Here is a 24,374-nt window from a genome sequence, read left to right on the forward strand (position 1 = left end):
GATGTATCTGAGGAGTTGTCTTCGTCTCTTCTGGTATCAAACCCAGCAAATAGGAGAGAGATGATGCGTTCCCCCAAGCTTCTTTCGCTTCCCAAATGTCGCGCCGCGTTGTTAGTCGGCTGCGCGTTTACATTTGGCGCCGCCCCTGCATTCGCCCAAGACACTGACCAAGATGAAAATGCCGACAGTCCCGCCAGCGGCAATGTGATTGTGGTGACCGCGACCAAACGCGACACGACAATCCAGGATGTCCCCTTTTCGATCAACGCCCAGACACAGGAAGATATTCAAAGATCAGGAGCGGTAACGCTCGAAGATTTGTCGCGTAATGTTGCTGGCTTGTCGGTCCAAAATTTGGGCCCTGGTCAAAGCCAAGTTTCCGTTCGCGGCGTTTCCGCCGGTCAGGTCGTTCGCGACCAACCTGGTGTGAAAGAGCAAGTCGGGGTGTATCTCGACGAATCCGTGATCTCACTGTCGCTGTTCACACCGGACCTTGATCTGTTTGACCTCAACCGTGTCGAAACGCTGCGCGGCCCGCAAGGCACTTTGTTTGGGTCAGGCTCGGTCGGCGGCACCATCCGCTATATCACCAATCAGCCAAATACCGATGCGGTCGAAGGCCTGATCGAGGGCAATGTCAATCTGGTTGATGGCGATGATCTGGGCTGGCACCTAAAGGGCGCGGTCAACCTACCGTTGAGTGAAAATACGGCCGTCAGGGCAGTCGGATACTATACCCAATATGCCGGCTTTATCGACGCTCAGGGGCCAGCCGGCGGTGAGGATGTGAACGGCGGCGAGCGTTATGGCGGCCGCATTGCGCTGCGTGTCGATACCGGCGAAGGTTTCAGCATTACCCCGCGTCTTGTCTATCAAAAGGTCACGGCAGACGGCTTCAACAGGCAGGAAATATTCAGCCTCTTCGCCAATCCCTTCACGACCACGCGTCCCCCGACGCAGCTGGGCGAACGCGAGCAGTTCTTGCTGCTGCGTGAGGCATTTGAGGACGAAACACTGATTGCGGATCTTGTGGTGGAGGCCGATCTGGGCCCGATCACAATGACCTCGGTCAGCTCGTTTACTAGCCGTGATATCTTGGTCAGCCGCGATGCCAGCGCCCTGACAGGATCGGTGTCGGTCGATCTTGGATTTCCGGAGGCCGGGGTACTGCTCCCATCTAATCTACGTGACACGACTGATGTCGAATCCCTAACGCAGGAACTGCGTTTTGCATCGGATTATGACGGACCGATCCAGTGGGTGATTGGCGGCTTCTATTCAGAGACTGATCGGTTCTATCGCCAGCGCTTGCCCACACCGGGCTATGCTGCTTTTACCGATGCGACGCTGGGTGCAGGCACGTCGGCGGCGGTTGTCAATGGGTTTGAAGATCTCGATTCGCCGTTCAATTCCGATCTGCCGTACAACATCGAGCAATTGGCGATCTTTGGTGAGGCGACCTGGGAAATCACCGATGCGCTGACCTTCACGGCTGGCGGTCGCTATTACGACTTTGAGGAAACCCGCACGATCACCACCGGCGGCTTGTTCGCCAATGGCGACGCGGGTGTGGTCGATGAAACGGCGTCTGACGGTTTCACCCCGCGCTTTCTACTCAGTTATGAACTCAACCCCAATGTGACGATCAATGCACAAGCCTCTCAAGGATTCCGCTTGGGCGGGGTCAATGATCCGCTCAATGTGCCGCTCTGCAATGCCAATGATCTCGCATTGTTCGGTGGGTTTCAGGACTATGATGACGAAACGCTGTGGAACTATGAGCTGGGTGTAAAGGCGCAGGGCAATGGTTTCACGTTCAACGCTGCCGGCTTCTACAATGACATCAGCGACCTGCAGGTTACGCTGGATGCTGGCAGTTGTTCTTCACGCATTGTCTTCAATGTGCCTGATGCGCATTCGGCGGGGATTGAGGCGGAACTGGGCTACAGTCCATTTGCTGGTCTGAATCTGAATCTGTCGGGAAGCTGGATTGAGGCAGAGTTCGATACGACGCTGCCTGGCCCTCTGACTGAGGCCACTGGTATCCGTGAAGGCAATCGATTGCCTTCGGTGCCAGAGCTGCAATTCTCGGCCAGTGGTAGTTATGAATGGCCGATCTCTGACAGTGCAAAGGCGTATTTATCAGCGTCTGTAACCCATGTGGGTTCGCGCTTCACTCAGCCTGCGGATCAGGAAAACAATCCGCGTACTTTTGTCCATGGCCTACCCTTCGGCGGCGCACCCGCTGATGCGGCAACCACCGTTGACCTCCTGCTTGACGACTATCAACTGGTAAACCTCAGCGCCGGGGTCGATTTCGACAGTGGGCTCAGCCTGGTGGTCTATGCCAACAATGTGTTTGACGAGAACGCGCTACTCTCTTTTGACCGCGAACGCGGCGGTAGAGCGCGGCTAGGATTCCGGGTTGGCAATCCGCGTACATTTGGGGTGACTGCGCGCCAATCATTCTGATCTCGCCGATCTGAGAAATCAGGAAAGCCGGGGCGTTTGGAGCGCTCCGGCCCTGATTCCCTGGAGATAAGACTATCTTGTCGCGGCCTTCACAAAGTCAGCGCAGCGTTCGCCGATCATAATGCTCGGCGCATTGGTGTTGCCGCTGACGATTTTGGGCATCACGCTGGCATCGGCGATCCATAGTCCGTCGAGCCCGCGCACTTTCAGCGTTGGGTCAACCACGCTGTCCTTGTCACCGCCCATGCGGCAGGTGCCAACCGGGTGATAGACGGTGTCAGCGCGTTCTCTGATGAGATTGTCGAGTTCGCCATCATTTTCGAGATGGATCGGATGCCGATCAGTCGGGCCATATTCCTGCAAAGCAGGTGCTTCCGCAATCCGGTGAGAGAGGCGCACGCCTGCTCTGAGAACCGCAAGATCGCGCTCATCATCCAGGAAATTCGGGTCGATCACTGGCGCATCAGTTGCCCGGCGCGATCCGAGCCGCACCGTGCCGCGACTTTCCGGGCGCAGGACGCAGGCATGCAAAGAGAAGCCGTGCTCTTTGATCTTCTCACGACCGTGATCCTCCAGAACGGCGGGCACGAAATGCCACTGTACGTCAGGCGCGGGCGCGTCCGGCATAACCTTCCAGAACCCGCCCGCCTCGGCATAGCATGTGGTCATCGCGCCAGTGCGGCTGCGGCGATGCTCCAATATGGCGGCGGCCATTCGCAATGTACCTTTCAACGTCCCGCCAATCGGCACATCGCTCTCGGTTTCCCATCCGGATACATAGTCCAGATGATCTTGCAGGTTGCCGCCAACCTCGGGCCGATCTAGCGCCACTGGGATGCCGCGCTCTTGCAAATGCGCACCGGGGCCAACGCCTGACAGCATCAGGATTTGCGGGCTGTTAAAGGCGCCCGCGGACAGGATCACACCGCGTTTTGCATAAAGCATTTCGCTGCGCCGACCGCGCTTGACTCGAACGCCCGTGACCCGGCCTTGCTCGATCACTAGTTTTTCAACGACTGTGTCGGTGCGGATCGCAAAATTGCCCTGCTCGCGAATGGGCTCGACATAGGCGCGAGCAGCGGACCAGCGCTCGCCATCACGCTGGGTCACCTGGTAGAACCCAAAGCCGTCCTGGATGTCGTCGTTGAAATCATCATTGCGGCGCAGCTGCATCTCGCTAGCGGCCTCGATAAAAGCATGGCTGGCTGGATTGGGAGATATCAGGTCAGATACAAACAGCGGCCCGCCGGTTCCATGATAATCATCCGCGCCGCGCTGGTTCGCTTCTGCTTTTTTGAAATATGGCAGCACGTCATCATAGGCCCAGCCGGTGCAGCCCATCGCCGCCCAATTGTTATAATCCCATGCGTTACCACGAATATAGACCATGGCGTTGATCGCTGAAGATCCGCCCAGTCCCTTGCCGCGCGGTTGGTAACCGATCCGGCCATTCAGTCCCTCTTGCGGGACCGTGTTGAATTTATAATTCGACGAATTGCGGATGAAGGGCATGAAGCCGGGCGTCTTGATCAGGACGTTGTCATTGCGCCCGCCTGCCTCGATCAAGCACACACGCTTGGTCCCATCGACGGCGAGCCGTCCCGCCGCTGCGCTGCCGCCGCTACCGCCGCCGATGACGATGTAATCGAAGCTTTCCATGATCTCTCCTCTTGGAAGTGACAGGCTTAAGCAGCTTCGTGCGGGCTTTCAATCGAGTTTCGATCCGCCACCGGATTTTGTACAGATTGGCCAATGCGCTTGCGCCAACGCGCACGGATCATATCGGAGGTCTCGCGGCTGCCATCATGGGTCCAACCAGGCTCGCGCAGCAGGTAAGACAGCTTATGCCGCCAAGGCGCGCGGGCAATATCGCTCAGCATGCCGATCCATTCATGGAACACCGCCCACAGCAGGTTGAAGCTGCCAAGCTGTTTGATGATGCCATAGCGGATTGGCTCATCGTCTTGCTCGGCCTCAAATGTGCCGAACATCCTGTCCCAGATAATGAAAACGCCTGCGTAGTTGCGATCAAGATAGCGCGGGTTGGTGGCGTGATGAACCCGGTGGTGGCTGGGGGTGTTCATCACGGCCTCGAACCAGCGCGGCATTTTGCCGATCGCCTCGGTGTGGATCCAGAATTGGTAGACCAGGTTGATCCCGCCGCACACGGCAATCATGCCGGGGTGAAACCCGATCAGCACCAATGGCAAAGCGAACACGAAGCCGAGCGTGAAGGATCCCGTCCAGCTCTGCCGTAGTGCGGTTGAGAGGTTGTAGTGTTGGCTAGAGTGGTGGTTGACATGCGCGGCCCAAAACCAGCGGATGCGGTGTCCCGCGCGGTGGACCCAGTAATACTTTAAATCATCGAGTACGAACACCACTGGCCATGCCCAAATCGGGTCCCACCAATTCTCACTGATATCGAACAAGCGGTAATCATAGGCGGCGATGAAGATGGCGAGGAAGAAGCCGCCGAACAGCGCGCCTGCAACCGTGGAGCCGAGTCCAAAGCCAAGGCTGACGAGCGTGTCCTTGGGTTCATAGGCGCTTTGCCTGCGCAGCCTTGCCCAGGTCATTTCGGCGAGAATCGCCGCGATAAACAGCGGTACGGCCAGCTCAGTGACAGAAAAATCGGGCAGGTCGATCATGCTAACGCCTACCTAGCTGATTGATGGCAGCGACCCAAGTTTCTGCATCATTAAGCGCTAGCTGAACCGAGCCGAATCGTGCTTCACCCGGGTCGATGATAACCATGTCGCGGCGAGTGGTGGCGCTGGCCTCTTCGCTGAGAATACGTCCGGCAAAATGTGCACCGTGCGGCTTGAGTAGCATGATCTGCCCTGCTGCGTCCCTCAGGAGTGCCCCGGCCCCATCGCGCGCTATCGCGCTTTCAATGGGCGCAAAACCGTCTGCCACCTCACCAGCCGCGTGTGCGGCCTCGTTATGGCTCGTTAATTTGGGTCTGCCGCCCAGCTTCAATGCAAAGGCGAGCCACGCCAGCAGCATTATTGCCACTAGCGAGCCGCCAGTTTGCAAAAGGAGCGGATGAATTTCCATCTGCAAAGGATTGGCACGGCCTCGGCTTTGCGGCAAGCAGGGCGCAAGGGAGATTGCTAATGAAGTTTGTTGCTCGCACTGTTTTGGCTGGATTGCTGCTTGGCGCAGCGCCGCTCAGCGCTCAGACTCAAGATCCTGCCGCTAATGTGGACGCGCAGCAAGAGCGCACCGTTAGAGTGGCGCAGCAATTGTGGGATCTGGCCGAAGTTGGCTATCTTGAAACGCAATCGAGTGGGCTTTTGCAATCCGAGCTTGCGGGCGAAGGGTTTGAGATAAAGGCGGGCATCGCCGAAATCCCGACTGCGTTCGTTGCCGAATGGGGTGAGGGTGGTCCGATCATCGCGATCCTTGCCGAGATGGACGCTCTGCCCGGTATCAATCAGTCTGCACTGGCCACCCGCGATATAGTCGAAGGCAAACATGCAGGGCATGCCTGCGGGCACAATCTGTTTGGCGCCGCGTCACTCACGGCTGCTATTGCGGTTAAGCAATGGCTTGAGGCCACCGGTACACCCGGCCGCATCCGTTTCTATGGTACGCCAGCTGAGGAAGGCGGCTCTGGCAAGGTCTATATGACGCGAGCTGGATTGTTCGATGATGTCGACATTGCGATCCACTGGCATGCCGATGACGAAAACAGCGCAGCGGCCCGGACCAGTCTTGCCAATCGTTCAGCCAAGTTTCGTTTCACGGGAATTTCTGCACACGCGGCTGGCGCGCCAGAGCGCGGCCGCTCTGCCCTGGATGGGGCAGAGGCGATGAACATGATGGCGAATATGATGCATGAGCATATGCCGCAAGACGCGCGTATGCATTATGTCATCACCAGCGGCGGCAATGCTCCCAATGTGGTGCCTGACTTTGCCGAGGTGTTTTACTACGTCCGGCACCCTGATCCCGATGGCGTGGATGCCATTTGGGCACGGTTGGAGAACGCGGCCAAGGGTGCTGCGCTCGGCACAGGAACTACCTTGGAATGGGAAGTCATTCATGGGAACAATCCGCTGTTGGTCAATGAGACCCTGGCCAAGATGATGGACGCGAAATTGCGGATGGTTGGCGGTGTTGAATACACCGCAGAAGAGCGTGCATGGGCGGAAGAGATCCAGAAATCACTTGGCGATGCAGCAAAGCCGCTCAGCAGCGCGGGCGAAATCGGCGAATACAACAAGAGCCTTGGCTACGGGTCGACCGATGTTGGCGATGTCTCTTGGGCGACACCGACCGTTGGCGTGCGCACGGCGACTTGGGTGCCCGGCACCAGTGCACACACTTGGCAAGCGGTTGCGGCCAGCGGCCATTCGATCGGTCACAAGGGCGCTCAGGTCGCGGCCAAAGCTATGGCTTTGATGGCGGCGGAGCTTTACACCAATCCGGGATTGCGCAGCGCGGCGAAGGCCGAATTCGATGCCGCACGCGGGCCGGACTACACGTACAAATCGCTGCTGGGCGACCGCGAACCGCCGCTCGATTACCGTAAGTAAATCAGCGAGCGGACTTACTCGCCTGATTGGCCAGAGAGCATATCGAGCATGGGGCGCACCGGGCTGACATCATAGCCAGCCTTGGCCGCCGTATGCACAATGCCAGCAGGGCTATGACCTGACTTTGCCTGGGCGAGCGCCCACAGGAAGGTTGAGCGCGTGCCAGAGCGGCAATAGGCGAGCACCTTGCCTTCAGCTTTGGCCATCGCGCCAACCATCTCGTCAATCTGCGGCTGGCTAAAACCGGAATGCCCGATGGGTATGGCGCAATAATCCAGCCCTGCGGCCTTGGCCGCCGCTTCGATTGCATCGCCTTGCGGTGCATCAGGCTCCTCACCATCTGGCCGATTGTTGATGATCAAGGTGACGCCCACATCTTTGGCCGCATTGATATCATCCAATGCGATTTGCGGGCTTGCAAAAATGGCGGGTGAGAGTTCACGAAAATCGCTCATGGTTCTAATCGCCTTTGTGGTGCGAAGGCCTGCGGGAATGCTCAGAGTATCTGCGCGTGCGCGCATTTCATGGCCAACAGTTTGACGCGAAGCAAGTATTCGGATTGTTCGAAAGTGTCACAATTCTCAGGGATAACAGCCGGGATCGGTTAAATCATTCGCAAAGCATAAGTTTGTGCGCTATGCACCGATTCTACGAGGTGGGACTCCGGATGATGCCGGTGTTCTGCCTGTATCAGTGGCGGCTTGCTGTCCCCGCTCTGATGCATAGGAGGATGGGCAGTCTTGTAAGGTACGTTTTGAGTTATGGGTTACGATAGAGGACGTCGGCGCGGCCGGGACAAGCGCGACGGATTCGGCGAGGACAGCTACGATCCTTTTGGCGGCGGCGGCGACGGATTCCCGCCTCCGGGCAATTACGGAAATGACCGAAGCGGCGGTGGCGGTGATCGCTATGGCGGCGGCGGTGGACGTGGCGGCCCAGGTGGCGGCGGCGATCGTTACGGCGGCGGAGGCGGCGGTGACCGTTTCGGTGGCGGTGATCGCAGCGGCGGCGGTGGCGGTCGTGGTGGCCCTGGCGGCGGCGGTGGAGGCGGCGGTTTCAACCGCATGCCCGCTCAAGTCGTAGGTACCGGCAAGGGTACTGTGAAATTCTTCAACAGCCAGAAGGGCTTCGGCTTTGTCGCGCAAGAAGGCGGCGGCGAAGACGTGTTCATTCACATCAGCGCAGTTGAGCGTGCTGGACTAGAAGGTCTGGCTGAGGGTCAAGAGCTTGAGTTCAACCTGGTTGATCGCGGCGGCAAGATTTCCGCTCAGGATCTCCAAGTGGTTGGCGATGTGATCGCGGTTGAGAAGCAAGAGGCGGCGCCTCAGCGCGAGCTGACCGGCGAAAAAGCAACCGGAACTGTGAAGTTCTTCAACTCGATGAAGGGCTTTGGCTTCCTGGTGCGCGACGATGGCCAACCAGATGCATTCGTGCACATCAGCGCGGTTGAGCGTTCTGGGCTGCAAGGCATCAATGAAGGCGAACGCTACGAGTTCGACATTGAAGTCGACCGACGAGGCAAGCATTCTGCTGTCAACTTGGTGCCTGCGCAGGGATAAATCTCCCCAGCACATATCAGGGCCGTTTGACCGGAAACATGAGCGGCCTTATCAATTCGGGAAATGGCGGCTCTGTTTAGGGTCGCCTTTTCCATTTCTGAATTCAATTTTCGACTTCACTCAGCTTTTAAGGATCAAACCATGTCGATCACACCGCTTATGCCTGTCTACCCTCGCTGTGGTGTCCGTCCGGTCCGAGGCGAGCACTGCCACCTGATCGACGAGGATGGCACGCGCTACCTTGATTTTGCCAGTGGCATTGCGGTGAACTTACTGGGCCATTCACACGACGGGCTTATCAAGGCTATTCAGGATCAAGCTGCGACCTTGATGCACGTCTCCAACCTTTATGGCAGCCCGCAGGGTGAGAAACTGGCGCAAATGCTGGTCGACAACACTTTTGCAGACACCGTCTTCTTCACCAATTCAGGAGCCGAAGCGGTTGAGACCGCAATAAAAACCGCGCGTGCTTATCATCAGAACGCGGGCGATGCGGGCGATTCCAGCAAGCATGAGCTGATCACATTTTCTAACGCATTTCACGGCCGCACGATGGCCACTATCAGCGCATCGAACCAGACCAAGATGCACCACGGCTTCTCGCCGATGCTCGATGGTTTTAAGTATGCCGAGTTTGATGATCTGGAATCCGCCAAGGCTCTGATGGGACCGAACACAGCAGGCTTCCTGGTCGAGCCGATTCAAGGAGAAGGCGGCATTCGCCCCGCTTCACAGGAATTCATGCAAGGCTTGAGGGCTTTGGCTGATGAGCATGACCTGATGCTGGTTCTGGACGAGGTGCAATGCGGGGTTGCGCGCACCGGCACGCTTTACGCCTATGAGCAATATGGCATCACGCCTGATATTGTCGCAACCGCAAAAGGCATTGGCGGCGGCTTTCCTTTCGGCGCCTGCCTAGCAACCGAAAAAGCTGCACGAGGCATGACCTTCGGCACACATGGTTCGACCTATGGCGGCAACCCGCTGGCAATGGCGGCAGGCTGTGCGGTCATGGAGGCTGTAGCTAATGAGGAGTTTTTGAGCTCAGTTCGCGAGAAGGGCGAGCGGATTCGGACGCGGCTTGAGCAGTTCATCGGCAATTACCCAGAACTGTTTGAGCTGGTGCGCGGGATGGGTCTGATGTTGGGCATCAAGATGAAGGTCGAAAGCCGTCCGTTCTTCGTGCACCTGCGCGAAAATCATGATCTGCTGACCGTTGCCGCGGGTGATAACACTTTGCGTGTGCTCCCGCCGTTGGTGATTGGCGATGCTGAGATTGACGAGTTTTTCGACAAGCTTTCCGCTGGTGCGGCGAGCTATAAAATTCCAGAGCCAGCCTGATGACGCACCAACATTTTCTCGATCTCAGCGATGCTGGGTCCAATGCAATTGCCGCGATGATTGGTGATGCGATTGATCGCAAAGCGGAGCGCAAAGGCTGGGGCAAGGGGCAGCCTGATGCCGATGCTCCGTTAGCAGGCAAGGTTCTGGCTTTGGTGTTTGAGAAAAACTCCACACGGACTCGCGTGAGCTTTGACATTGCGATGCGGCAGCTGGGTGGTTCTGTACTGATCCTGGACAACGCCTCTAGCCAATTGGGGCGCGGCGAGACCATTGCGGATACCGCCCGCGTTCTCAGCCGAATGGTCGATGCAATCATGCTGCGGACCAATGATCATGCGAAGATCGAAGAAATGGCGCGCCACGCGACGGTGCCTGTGATCAACGGTCTAACCGATCGCTCGCATCCGTGTCAGATCATGGCCGACCTGCTCACAGTGATTGAACATGGCAAACCTCTGCCGGGCTTGGAGATCGCCTGGTTTGGGGATGGCAACAATGTGCTGCACTCTATCCTGGAGGCAGCCGGCCTGATGAAGTTCAACGTTCGGGTGGCGACGCCAGCTGGTTATGAGCCGGACAGTGAATTTGTCGAAATGGCTCGTGCAGGCGGCGCTGAGGTTACTTTGACACAGGACGCCGCCGTCGCCGCGCGCGAAGCGGACGTACTGGTTACGGACACTTGGATTTCGATGGGGCAAGCGGATGCCGATGAGAAACGCCGCGCGATGGAGCCTTTTCAGGTCAACGCTTCGCTCATGGCGGAAGCCAAACCTGATGCATTGTTCCTTCATTGCCTGCCTGCGCACGTGGGTGAAGAGGTAAGCGAAGACGTGTTTGAAGGATCGCAGTCGGTCGTCTTTGACGAGGCGGAAAACCGCATCCATGCGCAGAAATCTGTACTGCTGTGGAGCTTCGGCCTGCTTGCGTGAGATTTGCCCCACGATTGGGGCTTACCTCCCGCGTTGGAGCCACCATATAGCTCGCTATGACACAGGCTCAATCTCCCACGGCGCAAGAGCCAGAGACATTCGCTGATAAACTGCTTGGCTTCACTCTGCCTTCGCGCAGTGCCCGTGGCCGCGCGGTTCGCTTGGATGTCGTGCTGAACGATGTGCTGGCAGTGCATGATTATCCTGCCCCAATTCAACACCTGCTTGGCGAAGCGCTAGTGCTGGGCGCTCTGATGGGCGGATTGCTAAAGGGCGAAGACGGCCAGCTGACTATGCAGGCACAGACGAAGGCTGGCCCGGTGCAATTGCTCGTATGTGACTATCGCGGCGGCACAATGCGGGGATATGCTGAGTTTGATGGCGTTCGGGTTGAAGGCTTGGGTGCAAATCCGGCGCTCGCTGCACTGTTTGGGGAGGGATATCTCGCGATCACCTTCGAGACGGGCGGGGGTAAGCGCTATCAAGGCATCGTCCCGCTGGAAGGGGACAATCTGTCTGAGGCATGTGAGAACTATTTTGTTCAGTCGGAGCAAGTGCCCACACTGATCAGAGTGGCCAGCCGATCGGGCGTCAACGGCCATCACGCTGCCGGTATGCTGATCCAGCATCTTGCCGATGGCGAAGAGGGGCGCGAACGCTTGCACGTTCGCCTCGACCATCCGGATTGGGAACACATTGTCGCATTGGCCGGCACGTTAAGTCATGAAGAATTGCTCGATCCTGGCCTCTCGATGGAAAGCATTGTGTGGCGCTTGTTCCACGAAGAGGATCAGATTCGGGTCCAGCCGGGCAAGAGGCTGGAACGCGGTTGCCGCTGCAGTGCTGACTATTATCATAGCGTCATCGCCCGTTTTCCAGCCGATGAGCAGGATGCAATGCGCGATAATGAAGGGCGGATTGTGGTCGACTGCCAGTTTTGCGCTCAGCAATACACCTTGGCAATTTAACAGTTCGTCGCTATTCAGGAACGGGTCATCGCGTGTTGTCCAATACGTACAACTCAGTGCAGCAAATATATGGCGAGGTATGCTGATGAAAAAACGTAGCGCACCGATTGGTAAACGAAAGCTGATGGCCTTGGGGCTGTTTGCTGTCGTTGGAGCCGTGCCTCTTGCTGCACAGTCCGATGGACTTGCCATGCTATCGGGGTTGGCAAAAGGCGAATGGACTGTGAAGCCGCGAGATGGCTCACCGTCGCGCAGGATTTGCGTGCGCAGTGGACGTGAACTCATCCAGCTGCGCCATACTCAAAACGATTGTAGCCGGTTTGTGGTAGAGGATGGGGCATCTGAAGTGTCGGTTCAGTACACCTGCCCTGGCGATGGCTATGGGCGGACAAACATTCGCCGCGAGACGGCATCTTTGGTGCAGGTTGAAACCCAGGGGATCGTTGACGGCCTGCCATTCCAAGTGACTGCGGAGGCCCGGCGCACTGGCACGTGCTGATTGTTTGGGAATTGGTACGGGTGGATTGCTTAATATCGTAAGCGCGCTAAGCCGGTAGGGATGAGTTTCGAACCAGAGCAAAGGCGGCCTACCGCCGTGGTCCTGTTGTCAGGCGGTCTCGACTCAATGGTATCGGCTGGAATTGCGAAGGAACGCGGCTTTTCGGTTCAGGCGCTTACCATTGACTATGGCCAACGCCATCGCCGTGAATTGCAATCGGCCGAGAGTATCTCCCGGAAATTGGATCTAGAGCGTCAGGTGCAGATATCACTCGATCTGCGCTCATTCGGTGGCTCTGCGCTTACCGCCGACATTGACGTGCCCAAAACGGGGGTCGCAGATGATATTCCGGTTACCTATGTGCCAGCCCGCAATTTGGTGTTTCTCGCACTCACGATCGCATTTGCCGAAGCGGCAGGTGCCAGGGATGTCTTCATTGGGGTGAATGCGCTGGATTATTCTGGCTATCCGGATTGCCGCCCGGAATTCATTGCCAGCTTTGCTGAAACCGCTCGTCTGGGGACAAAGGCCGGGGTGGAGGGGTTTCCGTTCGAGATCCATGCACCTCTCCAGCATATGACGAAAGCCGATATTGCCAGCGAATGCGCTCGCTTGGGTCTAGACCCTGCCTGGAGCTGGTCTTGCTATGACCCCTCGCCCGATGGAACTGCATGCGGTCAGTGTGATTCATGCAGGCTCAGGCGCAAGGGCTTTGCTGAGGCCGATCTAACCGACAACACGCGATACGCAGCATAGCAATTGCTGCTCTAACTGGGGAACTGATTTGAGCGATACCGAAAGCCAACCAGTGGTCGATACCGACCAGCCGGTACCCGCCTATTCCTGGTACGCATTGAGCGTTTTGGTGGTGGTTTATGTGCTCAATTTTATTGACCGGCAAATTCTGTCGATATTGGCCAATGACATCAAAGCTGATCTGGGCGTTGATGATGCCTATCTTGGCTTCTTGTATGGCACAGCATTCGCTATTTTTTACGCGCTCTTCGGTATCCCGCTTGGGAAATTAGCCGACAGTTGGAAACGCGTTCGGCTTATGACACTCGGCCTAACCCTCTGGTCAGCGATGACCGCTGTTTCAGGGTTCGCACGGGATGCCGCGACATTAACGGTCGCAAGAATCGGCGTTGGTGTCGGTGAGGCGACGGCTAGTCCTTCAGCCTACTCGCTAATTTCGGATTGGTTTCCGGCAAGGCTGAGGGCAACCGCACTCGCGATCTACAGCTCGGGAATTTATATTGGTGGTGGAATTTCGCTGGCAATTGGCGGGCTGGTCGTAGACCGCTGGAACGCTGCGTTCCCGCAAGGGGATCCCTTATTGGGCTTAGCGGGTTGGCAGGCCGCCTTCATTGCGGTCGGGGTGCCCGGATTGCTATTGGCAATTTGGGTGATGACGCTTCGCGAGCCTATACGCGGCGCAATTGATGGTCTGGCGACCCGAGAGGATCCGCATCCCTTTAAGGGCTTCGTGCGAGAGCTCTACACGGTCATCCCGGGTTTCACCTTTTTCGGTGCCGCCACTCGGGGTGGAAGAGCGCTAGCAATCAACATCGCGGTATTTATCGGTGCTCTTGCGATCGCTTATGGTTTGACGAATATCCTAGACTCCGGCCCTGGGTTCATCTTTTCGCCAATCACCGATCAATGGTTGCTTTTATCGATCGGCTATTATTCGGTCTTCTGTTGGGCGAGTGCGCTTCGGCAACGTGATTATCCCACATTCGCGTTGACTTGGGGATCGCCTGCCTTCCTTTGCACGATCCTCGGATACGGGACCGTGGCATTTATGGCCTATGCTGCCTCCTATTGGGGGGCGCCGTACGCCGAAAGGATATTTGACGTTTCTAAGGCTGAGCTTGGCTTTTGGCTTGGTGGCGGTGGTGCGGCCGGCGGATTCTTGGGGGTAATTCTCGGTGGAAGAATGGCTGATGCGCTGTTTACGCGTTTCTCATCTGGCCGGATTTGGGTGATTTTGTTTGGGCTTGTCAGTCCAATTCCCTTTGCCCTCGTTCAGTATACGACGGATAGCTTCACGCTGTTTCTCATTCTGAATGTGATGACTAGCGCATTGGCTGCATCAGCACTCGGCGCTGCAGCGGCCAGCAGTCAAGCGCTGGTCTTGCCTCGGATGCGGGGAACCGCGACAGCGACTTTCTTCTTGGCGACAACTCTTGTTGGTTTGGCACTTGGTCCATACACCGCTGGCTATATTTCAGCACAAGACGATGCGGGCTTAAGCGTTGGAGTGCTTTCAACGCTATGGATTACTCCAATAGGTCTGTTTTTGTTGATCGCCGCTATTCGTCTTGTTCCGCAGGCGAATGCGACGGTACTTGAGCGAGCGCAGGCTGCAGGGGAACCAAAGCCGGGCAGCTAAACAGCCCTATTTCTTGACTAGGACGCCGCACGCGATGCGCGGTCCAGCGGCGCCTGCAGGATCGCTCATATAGTCGTCCGGTCCAGCATGCAGCATAACTGCGGTGCCATCCGCGTCAAAAATGAGCGGGAGTAGTTCCTCGGCAGAACCTGGCAGCTGAAACGATGTTTCGAGCGACGATTGCTCTTCGATAAGTAGATTAGGTAGGTCGCCAAGATGCGCCCCATCGATGCTTTGCGAGCCATGGGTTCTCTTGAACGGATTAAGGTGCCCGCCAGCCGTCTTAAAGTCGGGGCCTTCGCATACGCCAATAGTGTGGAGGTGAAAGGCGCGTTCGCCAGGTTCAAGCCCCTCGATTGATACTGTAATAGAGAGGGCATCGGATTCTTCAGTGAGCCGAATTGTGCCGATCTCACCTTCGCTCGCGTCGAGAAGCTTTGCCTCAGCAACCGGAACAGCCCGGTCGTCTTGATTGGCAGCAACGGTCGCAGCATTCTCAGAGCCAGAGTTGCAAGCGTTCAGTGTAAGACATGAGCAAAGCAGGGCTGTTGAGAGTGGGCGTGGCATAACGGTTTCCAACCAAAAATTGGCAAAAAAAGGGGCCGGACTTTGCCGACCCCTCTTCCTAATGTTCGACGCGAAGCGCGCTTAGATACCCGAACCCGGGCCATACGTCACTTCAACGCGGCGGTTTTGAAGTTCGCGAACTCCATCTGCGGTAGGTACGCGAGGTTGCGATTCACCGAAAGCTTCACCAGTGATGCGACCTTCAGGAACACCGCGACCGGCAAGGTAACCGCGAACCGAAGCGTTACGACGCTCAGCCAAAGCCATGTTGTAAGTCACACTGCCTGAACGGTCAGTATGGCCTGCAAGCATAACATTTGCCGAACCACAATCTGCATAGGCGGTAACTGCACTATCCAAGATGGTTGCCGCTTCTGGTGTGATCACTGATTCATCCCAATCGAAGAACACGATATATGGACCAGTATTACATGGTGCCGCAGCTGGTGCTGGTGGTGCAGGCGGCGGTGGTGGTGGTGGTGCCGGCGGAGCTGGCGGTGGAGGTGGCGGTGGAGGTGGTGCAACGTCGCCGCCAAAGTTGTAAGTGATCGAACCTAGGATCGAATGTGTGCTTACATCGGTTTCGTACTGCGATCCAAGTGTGTCGACGATGTTGACGTCTACAGCGTTAAAGTAGCGATACTTTAGACCAACGTCCCAGCTATCATTCAATGGTGCGCGAATGCCAGCTAGGATCTGCCAGGCAAGGCCAGTGTCCGAATCATTGAATGCGCCTGGTCCATTTGATGCAATCGTTCCGTCCAGATCTACGCGGGCAACGCCAACGCCGCCGCCAGCGAAGCCTTGTATGCCGTCATCAGGTCCGAAATCAAAAAGGCCGTTCAGCATGAAGCTAAGCGCGTTTACTTCGCCTACCGCAGGGAACGTTCCACCACTAACCAAATCAGTTACGCTTCCGTCAGCAACACCGTTGGTGCCAACGGTCAAGTTTCCAAGGTCCGCAGCGCGGTAACTTGCCTCAGCTTCCAACCGGAAGGCGCCGAAATCATAACCAACGGCTGCACCGAAGTCGTAACCGGAATCATAATCACCTTGGACATCATTCGAAGTCCCATTCACGTCGAAGTCGATATCTTCGACAAGCATGGCTCCACCATCGCCTTGGATGTACCACTGCCCATCGCGAGCTGTAGCAGGCGCTGCGAGCGCCGTTGAAGCCATCGCCAATCCTATGACGAGTTTGCGCATTCCAATAATCCCCTTTTTAGCGTTATTTGGAGCAGCGCACTCTCTAACTTTTCCCTTTGCGCGTGGCAAGCAATCAATCGATCAAACTGTTGCATTAAAGTCGCTATCGAGGGGGCTGGTCCCAAAAAAGGCATACTTCGTCATGAGTTGTGGCGGTTGCGTGCTGTGCAAGAGTGGAATTTGTGCCTCACGCAAAAATGCCAACGGCTCTCAGTGCATCCACGATCTCAGCGAGCATGATTCGAGCCTCTGCGTCAATGACACTCCCGCTTTGAGGAAGGGTTGGTTCAGTTGCGCTCGACCAAGCTGATGAGAAGAATATGAGTTGATTGGTGTCTTGGTTGAAAGCCATCATACCGGGTGTTGCGGGCGTGAATTGCCAAGAATTGTTAACGAAGACTGAGAGGCTATCATCTTGGCCGCTCCATTCACCAGAACCAACTCCAACAATATATGTGTCGCCATCGTTCGGTGCCAACGGAGGTGTATCTTGGATGCTAAGGATTGTTCTCGCCATTAGGCTATCGATCAATGAAAATGCTTCATTGACAAAAAATTCCTTCTGCGATTGACCCGCAAAAAGCAAAGGCAATGAGTAATTCGTTGTCGTTGTCGGGAAAGAAGCGGCTGCCGGCATTGTAGGACTCCGTAAGTTTTAGAAAAGTGCTGCCAGCCTAATTGCCGACGAGCTCGAAAACGTTCCGATCTGCTTGACCCAGAATTCTTGCGGACCGAAGTTGGCGAGCAGATCACTGCGTTCGACTTCGGAAAAACTCACTTCAGGTTCAATGGTGTTCCAAGATCGGAATGGGCTATCAGCCGGACCATACCCGATGAGGTAGGCTTCGCTTTCCTCGACAAGGGGGGTGTCGACTAGGTCTTCCCAAAGCCACTGGCCTCGGGCACGCCTTGTCCAGCAAAAGTGCCAAGACCCATCATGCAATGTGGAAAGGCGAGGGTGGACAGGCGTCAAAGGGCGCCTTGAAAGCCCTGAATTGGCGAGGTTTGCAAAAGTGGGCTCATCGTCTCCCAGACCGATCGCAGCGATCCTAGTGTTAGTGTTCGATGAGACTTCAGACGGATTGAGGGCAGTTAGGTTATCGTCAAGCAAAGTCGCTTGAGTGCCCGGCTCATGTCCATTTTGCGCGCTGGCTTCTGTACCGCCTCTGCCTCGCAGTAGTCCCGACAGCTTCCATCTTCCGGCGCTCACTACCTCGGCAGACAAAAATTGTACGACTTCGTCACCAATCAGAACTCGGTTTTCGCCAAGTGCTAAGCCCGCAATTGTGGTTTCAGAGAAAGAGAGTTTATCATCAGGAAGATCAATGAGAACCGATGAACCAGGTTCAAAATGGGTTGCATTGGACGGCCCAAGGCCACCGGCAATGATCCCTGATACTGCACGCGGTGCGCTTGTTGAGCCGATTGGGATAAGACCTCCTGCGCGCTCTACATACAAGGCTGCACCCCTCCAGCTTGACGTTGCTGATGAAGCTGCTGCGAATATTATCGGTTCAGCAGCGGAGCTCGTACCATCGGCAGGCACTTCAAACACGCTCAGCAGGGTTGGGCCAATCAGTTCATCATTGGGATGGTGAGCTGCTCCTGAGTCCGACGAAACGTCGCCAGCCAGTCCAGGGGCGAGCCTTTTCAAATTGAGTTCAACGCCGCGGTCAAACCATTCCCAACCTTTAACTAGCCATCTTCCAGGCATATCGGGAATTTTAACAATTGATCCAGGTTCCACAGTAGGATTGAGATCTGCAGTGTTCCAAGTGATTTGCTCGTGTTGCCACCTTGCCCGGTTAGCGCTGGAGTTAGCGAGTTTGCGCGCGCCGTCCGCTTGCATGGTGGCTGGAATATCAATCATGGCCTCGCGGCCATTTGGCCTTGAGCCGATCGCACGTTGGACACCGGGCTGATAATCGCGGTTTTCGTCGTAATAACGCAGCGCAACAGGCTCCTGCGCGAACCGCTCGGCCCTTCGTCTATTTCGCTGCCCTTCCTCAGCATTGCTCACTTCTGGAGGGAGAGTGGTTAGCGCAGTGCCGGAATTATCGATTGGGCTGAGTGTAAATCCACTGTCTTTTGTAACGCAGGAAAGGGGAAAGGCGCGATTGAGCGCAGCTAAAGATGATGTAAGCGGCCCTCCCTCATCGGCAAACCCGCGTAGATGAGGCAGGGTTTGAGATGAGTCGCCTGAGATTGCCAGAGGGACGATGTCGTTAAGTGCAACGGACGAAGGACTCTCTGCCATGATCTCAAATGTGAGTGTCGGAATACGATTGCCAAAATCAGCTAATTGCAGATCTTCAAAGACTACATAGGCGCAGTCTCGAAAAGCGGGTGTGGCACTTCCCTTGTCGGCGGCAATCAATGGATCGACAGGATCATCGCCGTGACCGTCATAGAACCGGAGCACTCCTTCGGTCTTTAAGTCTCCGGCTGCACCTCTTAGCAATTCTCCATCCGCCCAAACCCGACCGAGGGAGGACACAGGCAAGCTGCTCAAGGCCACCGCGAATGAGGTGGAATAGCTGTATGTTTTCGTTGAAGGTCGGCCTTTGCCTCCACCACTCATTGCTGAGCTTTCGATTAAGTCGGTGGACCAAATCACCGTTCCAGGCACCCGCATACGCCCAAAGACCCGAGCAATGGGCTGACCATAGCTTGAGGTGGTCACGGAGAGTTCTTTGAGTCGAGGCCCCTCGATTGTCCCAGAACCAAATATCGCTTGATCGGCTTGCTGACCGATTAGAGCGCCAATAGCGCCTCCAACCGGGCCACCAATAGCCGTTCCCACTGCTGTAAGTAGAAGCGTTGCCATCAGGTTTTTCCTCGAGTTTCTGGTTCAAACCGCCAATGCTTGACGAGCGAAATACTGGTTGGCGCTGGCTCTCGGATTACGCGTCGGAGACCGATATGAGCGTGAATGAAGGTCACCGAGTTCTCAGCGATCATGATGTGAAATTGGCCGGGGGAAGGTGCTACTAGAAGGACGTCGCCAGCACTAATGGCACCGGCGGTTTCGCTAAGTCCGGACAATGATGCACAGTAGAGCCAAGGTTCGATGCTCTGATTGCGTATTTTGTACCCGACGGGGAGCTCGTACTTTATGCCAACTTTGCGTAAACTGCAGCCCAGTAGACCAACACAGTCGATGCCGCTTTTTGGGTCGCGACCGTGGAGCCGAAATGGCGCGCCAACGAAAGATGCAGCAGCTTCTGCGAGCCGGGATGCATTGGTCATCCAGTTGATCTGCCATAACGCGACAAAAGGTCATTGCCCGGCAGAAAGGGCTCACCGCGAAAATTTGCCGCGTTGTTAAAACGATCAGCGCATGTCGCCAGAGTGTGATCACACCCTTCGAGTAATTCTGCGCGCGTCCCCGACTCAGTGCTCTCGGACAGGGCTCGATCAAGAACGAGGCCTTGAGGGTCTGCGCTCACAATTCCGAAGGTTAGCCCGGTTTGAGGACCGGCCAGGAACCGCAGCTTACCATCGATGTACAGATCGTACGAAACGTCATCGAAGGATACGCGATTGGCGTCAAAGTCGATTTGTGTGACGATATGAACGCCGGTTAGTCCGAATGCGGACAAGGTACATCCCGGCCCGCAGAATTCTGCTCGGCACGTTGGGCTAGTTCGCGGTACCAGATCTTCTTGCAGCGAGGTTTTTGCAGAGCGAAGCTCAGCCACAAACTCGCGTTGGTTGTCATCGATACGCCCAAGCCGGCCCGAATAGAGCGTGCTGTGTTCCAGGCTTTCCCAATCAATGACACCAATTTCAATTGCAGCGGCGTCGAATAGGCCGGCCGCCAAATCCTCTGCTGTGATACTGTCGTGACTGAGTGCGCCTTCAACCTCAGCGCTATCGTCGTTCAATTCTGTTGTTCGCCGTATAGCAGCCGGAACCATCCCCGGAGCGGACTTGTGACAGATCCCTTCGAGGTAAAGGTCGCGATCGTGACTGGTGAAACCGAGCGTTACACCGTCGCGCCGAAACACACGCCAATATGTTGCGACAGTGTCGAGCTCTCTGTCGAAAAACACACGCATCAGTCAGCCTCGCGAATTTCGATCAGCGCAATGCTGGGGGCTTCACCCGCATCAAAACTGACGCCAGAGACATCGATGCGATCTTCTGCAAAACGGACCGGCACGTCGAACAAGAAGCCCGCGCGCACTTCCGCTCCACTCTCTGGTGCCTTTGAAAATTGGATCACGCCTTTGCTCGAGACCGTCCAATCGCTGCGTTCGATGCCATCGACGCTGATTAATATGCTCTCGACCCTCGGGCGGGTGATCGGCCGTTCTTGCGGATCTGCGACCGATCCGTAAGATTTTATAAGCGGGAAGTCGGCCTCTAATCCGTCACCGACGCCGATCAACTGATCGAAATGCGTTGGCACGCCCGTCATGCCGTTGGAGCTATGGTCAAAAGGATCGCTGATCCGAAATCCTCGTGCCGCCCCTCGCCGCGCGCGGAAAAAAGCGATGAGCTCAGCGAGCTCACTCTCGGATCGAACCCCCGGGCCAACATCGAAATGCATACGAGCATCAGACCACAATGCATTGCGCCGTTCATAACCTGATGCGGTCACAGCAACAGAAGTGGAGAACTCAGGTGCAACGGCGGTGTCACGGCCAAGCGCGAATGGATAAAGCACATCATCGAAAGCTTGCATTGCATCCTCGTCATGATTGGGAAGGCGGGTGTATCCATCACGCGCAACCTGAGGGAGCGCCCAGACAAAGCGGCGCTGAACGCCTCTTGCTCGCGCTTCATCCAGGCCCGCATCGATTGGCGGCCATAATTGCTCGGCATCGGCCGCGTTCAGCACGAAGCCTGACAGGTAGTCTTGTTCTGCCAAAGGATAACCAAGTCTTGCATCGACAAAGGCGTAGGCCTGCCGGCGTGCCGCATCGGTTCCTTCGGTAAGCCAGTCATAGTCTTCTAGCTGTAGGCGATCGAAGGCTGGCCTAGCCCAACCTGAAGGGAGATTGGCCCGATAAAGCTCTGGTGTTTCTGGGTTCAGGATTGTCGGTGTGAATGCGAGCAGCAATATCTCTGCTGGGCCGCTGGCTGCCTCCCGAACTGCTTGTCCAAGATCGGCCGTTGACTGCGCCAATACGGCCCCCGCTTGATCAAGCAAAGCAAGCTGGTCTGTATCAAGCTCAACGGTCACGTTGTTTATGGCAGGCGGATTGCCGCCAAACTCTGTCTTTGCTGCATCATCATACAGGCAGATTTCGTTTGCCGGTGTGACCCACCACCATGGCTCACCTATTTGAAAGCGCACCGGTAGCTGTGCGTCTTCTAAGAATTCTACGAACTTCGTCGCGTAGGCCTGCAGCCAAGCCATTGCGTCATCATTGGCGGGTGACAGAAGCGTTGAAGGCGGAACCCAACCGGTTAGAGCCTGAGAGCCACTGGCAGTCCGTTGTTTCCACGGATCAGGGCAATATGCGTCGAACAACTCGTAGGAAAGCGAGGCGATGGCCTCAAATTCATTCTCTTTACAGGCGGAAAGAAATGCCCGGTGCCAGACATCTGCAGGCGTACAAAGCACCCCGCTTTCGATCACATGCAATTCGCCGGGTCCAACCAGCTGGAGCCGCATAAAATGGCTCATGCCAACATAGTGAAGGATCTCATCGCGGTAGCCCAAGCCAACAATATTGCGGAGCAAGCGTGCGGGCGTCTGATTATAGGCATCATCATAGGCCGTCGCCATGCGTTCTTGGTGCGGAGGCATGCGAACATCGCCCAATTCCAACATCGCGTTCTTGCCATCGCATTTGATGCCCGAAACAATCACATGCCCATTGAGGCTCGATGGCAAGGGTTCGGTGCCGCCAGCAGCAAAGTCAGGCGCAACGATCGAAATGAACATCCGGTCGATGTCTGTTGGATGGACGGGTTCTCCGGGTAGAACCCAACCACTTCCTAACTTAGAAAATGGTAGAGTGATGATCGCATCGGTTGGCGATCCCACGGCATAGTTCCAGAGCCGAATGTACCATGCGCGCGGATTGCCATCCGTATCACGACCTTCAATTGTGAGGGTCGGACCGTTCACCTGATCAAGCGTGGCAACGCCGGTGGATTGCCACCGAAATTTGAGTTCAGTGTGCGAATAATCTCTGCTCGTTTCATAGGCGAGCAAGGGATGATCGAGACTGTCCGTGCTGTCCCAAATCAGACCGACAAGTTCGCCCCTATGGTGCAGTTCCACATCGACCCGAAGGCTATTGGCTGCTGTTGTTACGACAGACGCCATGGCCGGTCTCGGGAAATCGATTGTCCAAAACCGCGGGTCAAACCTTTGCAGATAACGTGCTTCTTGGGCGCGGCGTTCGCGCGCTAGCCAAAATGCCATGATAGTCCCCTTTGGCTAAGCGTGTTGGAGGGCGCGCCGAACAGCGCTTGCGACTTGGCGAGAGGAGCGCTTCATCGCGGTTGGTGCAGAGGTCCCACGCGGCGAGGCAACTTGAATAGCCACGCGAACGTCCCGTGACTGTCCGCCCAAACTGCTGTTGGACTCAATCCGCCCTGCGCTGGTGGGCACAAAGACCTCTGGACCTCTTTCGCCGACCAGATAGCTGCTACCTGGGCCAACTGGGCCGCCTGTCGCTCTACCGGGCAACCCCAACAGCCCGCCTAGGGACTGTGTAATCAAACTGCCAAAGCCAGAGGATGAGTCGCCAGACCCTCCGAACAATGAACCAATTCCTGCATTGATGGCGTGCGCTGCGATCTGGTCGAGCGCCTGAAAGGCGGTCTTCTTCAGATCATCAAAGCCTAGGCTGCCATTCCTCAAGGCAGACGAAAGCCCCCGCTCCAGAACGCTTCCCGCTTTTTCAAAGCCGTCGAGTAATGATGTGTCGAGCGCGCTGCGCATATTTTGCAGGTCATTGGAAAAGCCATCGGTCGTGGCTCGCACATCGATGACCAGCTCTTCTATGTTATTTTCCATCGCTGTCGTGTTCCATCATTTGCGCGATCGCTTCGCGAGAGAGAGGTGAGGCTGTCTCAGATCCAGGCGTGTGTAGGGCCATGGACAATTCAGCCGGGGTTGAGCGCCAGAATTGAGATGGGCCCCAATGCAGCATGCGAGAGGCAAGTCCGCAGAAATCAGGGACATTGTCGCTGAACGAAGGTGTCACTTCTGACCCTTAAGAACCTGCGCCAAGATCACGCGAATAGGCTTTGCTGCTTCCAACAGCCCCAAGGCCAAGACCGTGCTGCCAACCTCTGGTCGGTCAGGGCGATTTTCTGTCGGTAAACAATGCCACAGCAGGCCAGTAATTTCGGCAATGGTCAGCGAACCGGCCGATGCTCTCTCCACCAGAGCAAAGAGTGATCCCAGCTCTTCTTCCGCAGCAACGAGCGCTTCGAAGCTGGGCCTCACAACATAGCCTCGGCCATCAATCGATAGCTCAGATTCGCCCCGCATTGTGTTGGCGGAATTGGTCATGCAGGTACGACCGGCCCCGAGCTCTCCAGCTGCAAGGTGTAGTTGCGTTCGCCGTTGAAATCGCCGGAATAATCCAGCCGCTGCACTAGAAAGCGGCCATGCAATTTTTCGCCGTCTTCGAACGACAATTCATAATCATCAATAGTGCCGGCCAAGGCATGGGCGCGGACCGAGGCCTCGGCGGAACTGCCAAGAAAAATGCCGGCGGCGCTAACGGAGACGGAACGATTGCCGGCGCCCGATAAGAGGTCCCGCCAACCGCCGGATTCTTTATGGGTTACAACGACCGTATCGCCGTTGATCGACATTTGCGTGGTGCGCAGTCCAGCGACGGTTTCATAGGCGAGCGGGGCGCCGCCATCGCCAATTTTGAGCAGAAAGGCAGAGCCAGTTTGTGCGGGCATAGGG

Annotated in this window: 23 protein-coding genes; 9 read left to right on the forward strand and 14 right to left on the reverse strand. The window is 56.3% G+C overall.

Annotated features, from left to right (window positions below; translation table 11 throughout):
* The first annotated feature begins 60 nt into the window (after positions 1 to 60).
* Positions 61 to 2,472, forward strand: a complete 2,412-nt coding sequence (locus AC0V6O_RS00815) for a TonB-dependent receptor (protein ID WP_486141089.1) — start codon at positions 61 to 63, stop codon at positions 2,470 to 2,472.
* 72 nt (positions 2,473 to 2,544) lie between these two features.
* Here AC0V6O_RS00815 and AC0V6O_RS00820 read toward each other — a convergent pair whose 3' ends face one another.
* From AC0V6O_RS00820 to AC0V6O_RS00830, 3 genes are read right to left on the reverse strand one after another with little or no spacing between them, the layout of a single operon-like run.
* A complete protein-coding gene (locus AC0V6O_RS00820; RefSeq protein ID WP_486141090.1) occupies positions 2,545 to 4,131 on the reverse strand; it encodes a GMC family oxidoreductase in 1,587 nt (528 codons plus the stop codon).
* Positions 4,132 to 4,157: 26 nt separating this feature from the next.
* A complete protein-coding gene (locus AC0V6O_RS00825; protein WP_486145443.1) occupies positions 4,158 to 5,111 on the reverse strand; it encodes a sterol desaturase family protein in 954 nt (317 codons plus the stop codon).
* A gap of 10 nt (positions 5,112 to 5,121) precedes the next feature.
* Positions 5,122 to 5,529: a hypothetical protein gene (locus AC0V6O_RS00830; protein ID WP_486141091.1), complete on the reverse strand. Its 408-nt coding sequence runs from the start codon at positions 5,527 to 5,529 to the stop codon at positions 5,122 to 5,124.
* 59 nt (positions 5,530 to 5,588) lie between these two features.
* Here AC0V6O_RS00830 and AC0V6O_RS00835 point away from each other — a divergent pair, with 59 nt between their 5' ends.
* Positions 5,589 to 7,013: an amidohydrolase gene (locus tag AC0V6O_RS00835; protein ID WP_486141092.1), complete on the forward strand. Its 1,425-nt coding sequence runs from the start codon at positions 5,589 to 5,591 to the stop codon at positions 7,011 to 7,013.
* Positions 7,014 to 7,027: 14 nt separating this feature from the next.
* Here AC0V6O_RS00835 and AC0V6O_RS00840 read toward each other — a convergent pair whose 3' ends face one another.
* The gene (locus tag AC0V6O_RS00840; protein ID WP_486141093.1) at positions 7,028 to 7,468 is read right to left on the reverse strand and encodes a protein tyrosine phosphatase family protein; all 441 of its coding nucleotides are present in this window, start codon (positions 7,466 to 7,468) and stop codon (positions 7,028 to 7,030) included.
* A 306-nt stretch (positions 7,469 to 7,774) separates the two neighbouring features.
* Between AC0V6O_RS00840 and AC0V6O_RS00845 the strand changes: the two genes are divergently transcribed.
* The 7 genes from AC0V6O_RS00845 to AC0V6O_RS00875 all read left to right on the forward strand — a co-directional run bounded on the left by AC0V6O_RS00845 (position 7,775) and on the right by AC0V6O_RS00875 (position 14,707).
* A complete protein-coding gene (locus AC0V6O_RS00845; RefSeq protein ID WP_486141094.1) occupies positions 7,775 to 8,572 on the forward strand; it encodes a cold-shock protein in 798 nt (265 codons plus the stop codon).
* Between the two features lie 141 nt (positions 8,573 to 8,713).
* Positions 8,714 to 9,913, forward strand: a complete 1,200-nt coding sequence (locus tag AC0V6O_RS00850) for an acetylornithine transaminase (RefSeq protein WP_486141095.1) — start codon at positions 8,714 to 8,716, stop codon at positions 9,911 to 9,913.
* Positions 9,913 to 10,845 carry an ornithine carbamoyltransferase gene (gene argF, locus AC0V6O_RS00855; protein WP_486141096.1) on the forward strand — a complete coding sequence of 311 codons (933 nt, stop codon included), beginning with the start codon at positions 9,913 to 9,915 and terminating at the stop codon, positions 10,843 to 10,845. The genes AC0V6O_RS00850 and argF overlap by 1 nt, the downstream gene beginning before the upstream one ends.
* Positions 10,846 to 10,901: 56 nt before the next feature.
* Entirely contained in the window at positions 10,902 to 11,813 is a 912-nt protein-coding gene (hslO, locus tag AC0V6O_RS00860) for an Hsp33 family molecular chaperone HslO (protein WP_486141097.1), read from the forward strand.
* An 85-nt stretch (positions 11,814 to 11,898) separates the two neighbouring features.
* A complete protein-coding gene (locus AC0V6O_RS00865) occupies positions 11,899 to 12,312 on the forward strand; it encodes a hypothetical protein (RefSeq protein ID WP_486141098.1) in 414 nt (137 codons plus the stop codon).
* Between the two features lie 60 nt (positions 12,313 to 12,372).
* Positions 12,373 to 13,068: a 7-cyano-7-deazaguanine synthase QueC gene (queC, locus tag AC0V6O_RS00870; protein ID WP_486141099.1), complete on the forward strand. Its 696-nt coding sequence runs from the start codon at positions 12,373 to 12,375 to the stop codon at positions 13,066 to 13,068.
* Between the two features lie 28 nt (positions 13,069 to 13,096).
* On the forward strand, positions 13,097 to 14,707 hold the full coding sequence (locus tag AC0V6O_RS00875) for an MFS transporter (RefSeq protein WP_486141100.1): 1,611 nt from the start codon (positions 13,097 to 13,099) through the stop codon (positions 14,705 to 14,707).
* Between the two features lie 6 nt (positions 14,708 to 14,713).
* Here the strand turns inward: AC0V6O_RS00875 and AC0V6O_RS00880 are convergent, their stop codons facing one another.
* From AC0V6O_RS00880 to AC0V6O_RS00925, 10 genes are all read right to left on the reverse strand, one after another.
* The gene (locus tag AC0V6O_RS00880) at positions 14,714 to 15,274 is read right to left on the reverse strand and encodes a superoxide dismutase family protein (RefSeq protein WP_486141101.1); all 561 of its coding nucleotides are present in this window, start codon (positions 15,272 to 15,274) and stop codon (positions 14,714 to 14,716) included.
* 81 nt (positions 15,275 to 15,355) lie between these two features.
* The gene (locus tag AC0V6O_RS00885) at positions 15,356 to 16,483 is read right to left on the reverse strand and encodes an OmpA family protein (RefSeq protein WP_486141102.1); all 1,128 of its coding nucleotides are present in this window, start codon (positions 16,481 to 16,483) and stop codon (positions 15,356 to 15,358) included.
* 187 nt (positions 16,484 to 16,670) lie between these two features.
* Complete coding sequence (locus tag AC0V6O_RS00890; protein WP_486141103.1) at positions 16,671 to 17,120, reverse strand: DUF2793 domain-containing protein; 450 nt, start codon at positions 17,118 to 17,120, stop codon at positions 16,671 to 16,673.
* An 18-nt stretch (positions 17,121 to 17,138) separates the two neighbouring features.
* Entirely contained in the window at positions 17,139 to 19,310 is a 2,172-nt protein-coding gene (locus AC0V6O_RS00895) for a phage tail protein (RefSeq protein WP_486141104.1), read from the reverse strand.
* A gap of 418 nt (positions 19,311 to 19,728) precedes the next feature.
* Positions 19,729 to 20,544: a DUF2163 domain-containing protein gene (locus AC0V6O_RS00900; RefSeq protein WP_486141105.1), complete on the reverse strand. Its 816-nt coding sequence runs from the start codon at positions 20,542 to 20,544 to the stop codon at positions 19,729 to 19,731.
* Positions 20,544 to 22,868: a DUF2460 domain-containing protein gene (locus tag AC0V6O_RS00905; protein ID WP_486141106.1), complete on the reverse strand. Its 2,325-nt coding sequence runs from the start codon at positions 22,866 to 22,868 to the stop codon at positions 20,544 to 20,546. Before AC0V6O_RS00905 ends, AC0V6O_RS00900 begins: the two co-directional genes overlap by 1 nt.
* A 15-nt stretch (positions 22,869 to 22,883) precedes the next feature.
* The gene (locus AC0V6O_RS00910) at positions 22,884 to 23,465 is read right to left on the reverse strand and encodes a tail tape measure protein (protein WP_486141107.1); all 582 of its coding nucleotides are present in this window, start codon (positions 23,463 to 23,465) and stop codon (positions 22,884 to 22,886) included.
* Positions 23,455 to 23,601 carry a phage tail assembly chaperone gene (locus tag AC0V6O_RS00915; protein WP_486145445.1) on the reverse strand — a complete coding sequence of 49 codons (147 nt, stop codon included), beginning with the start codon at positions 23,599 to 23,601 and terminating at the stop codon, positions 23,455 to 23,457. Before AC0V6O_RS00915 ends, AC0V6O_RS00910 begins: the two co-directional genes overlap by 11 nt.
* Before the next feature lie 50 nt (positions 23,602 to 23,651).
* Complete coding sequence (locus AC0V6O_RS00920; protein ID WP_486141108.1) at positions 23,652 to 23,966, reverse strand: gene transfer agent family protein; 315 nt, start codon at positions 23,964 to 23,966, stop codon at positions 23,652 to 23,654.
* A complete protein-coding gene (locus AC0V6O_RS00925; RefSeq protein WP_486141109.1) occupies positions 23,963 to 24,370 on the reverse strand; it encodes a phage major tail protein, TP901-1 family in 408 nt (135 codons plus the stop codon). The genes AC0V6O_RS00920 and AC0V6O_RS00925 overlap by 4 nt, the downstream gene beginning before the upstream one ends.
* Positions 24,371 to 24,374: the final 4 nt, after the last annotated feature.

This window comes from Erythrobacter sp. JB2-19 (assembly GCF_057365005.1).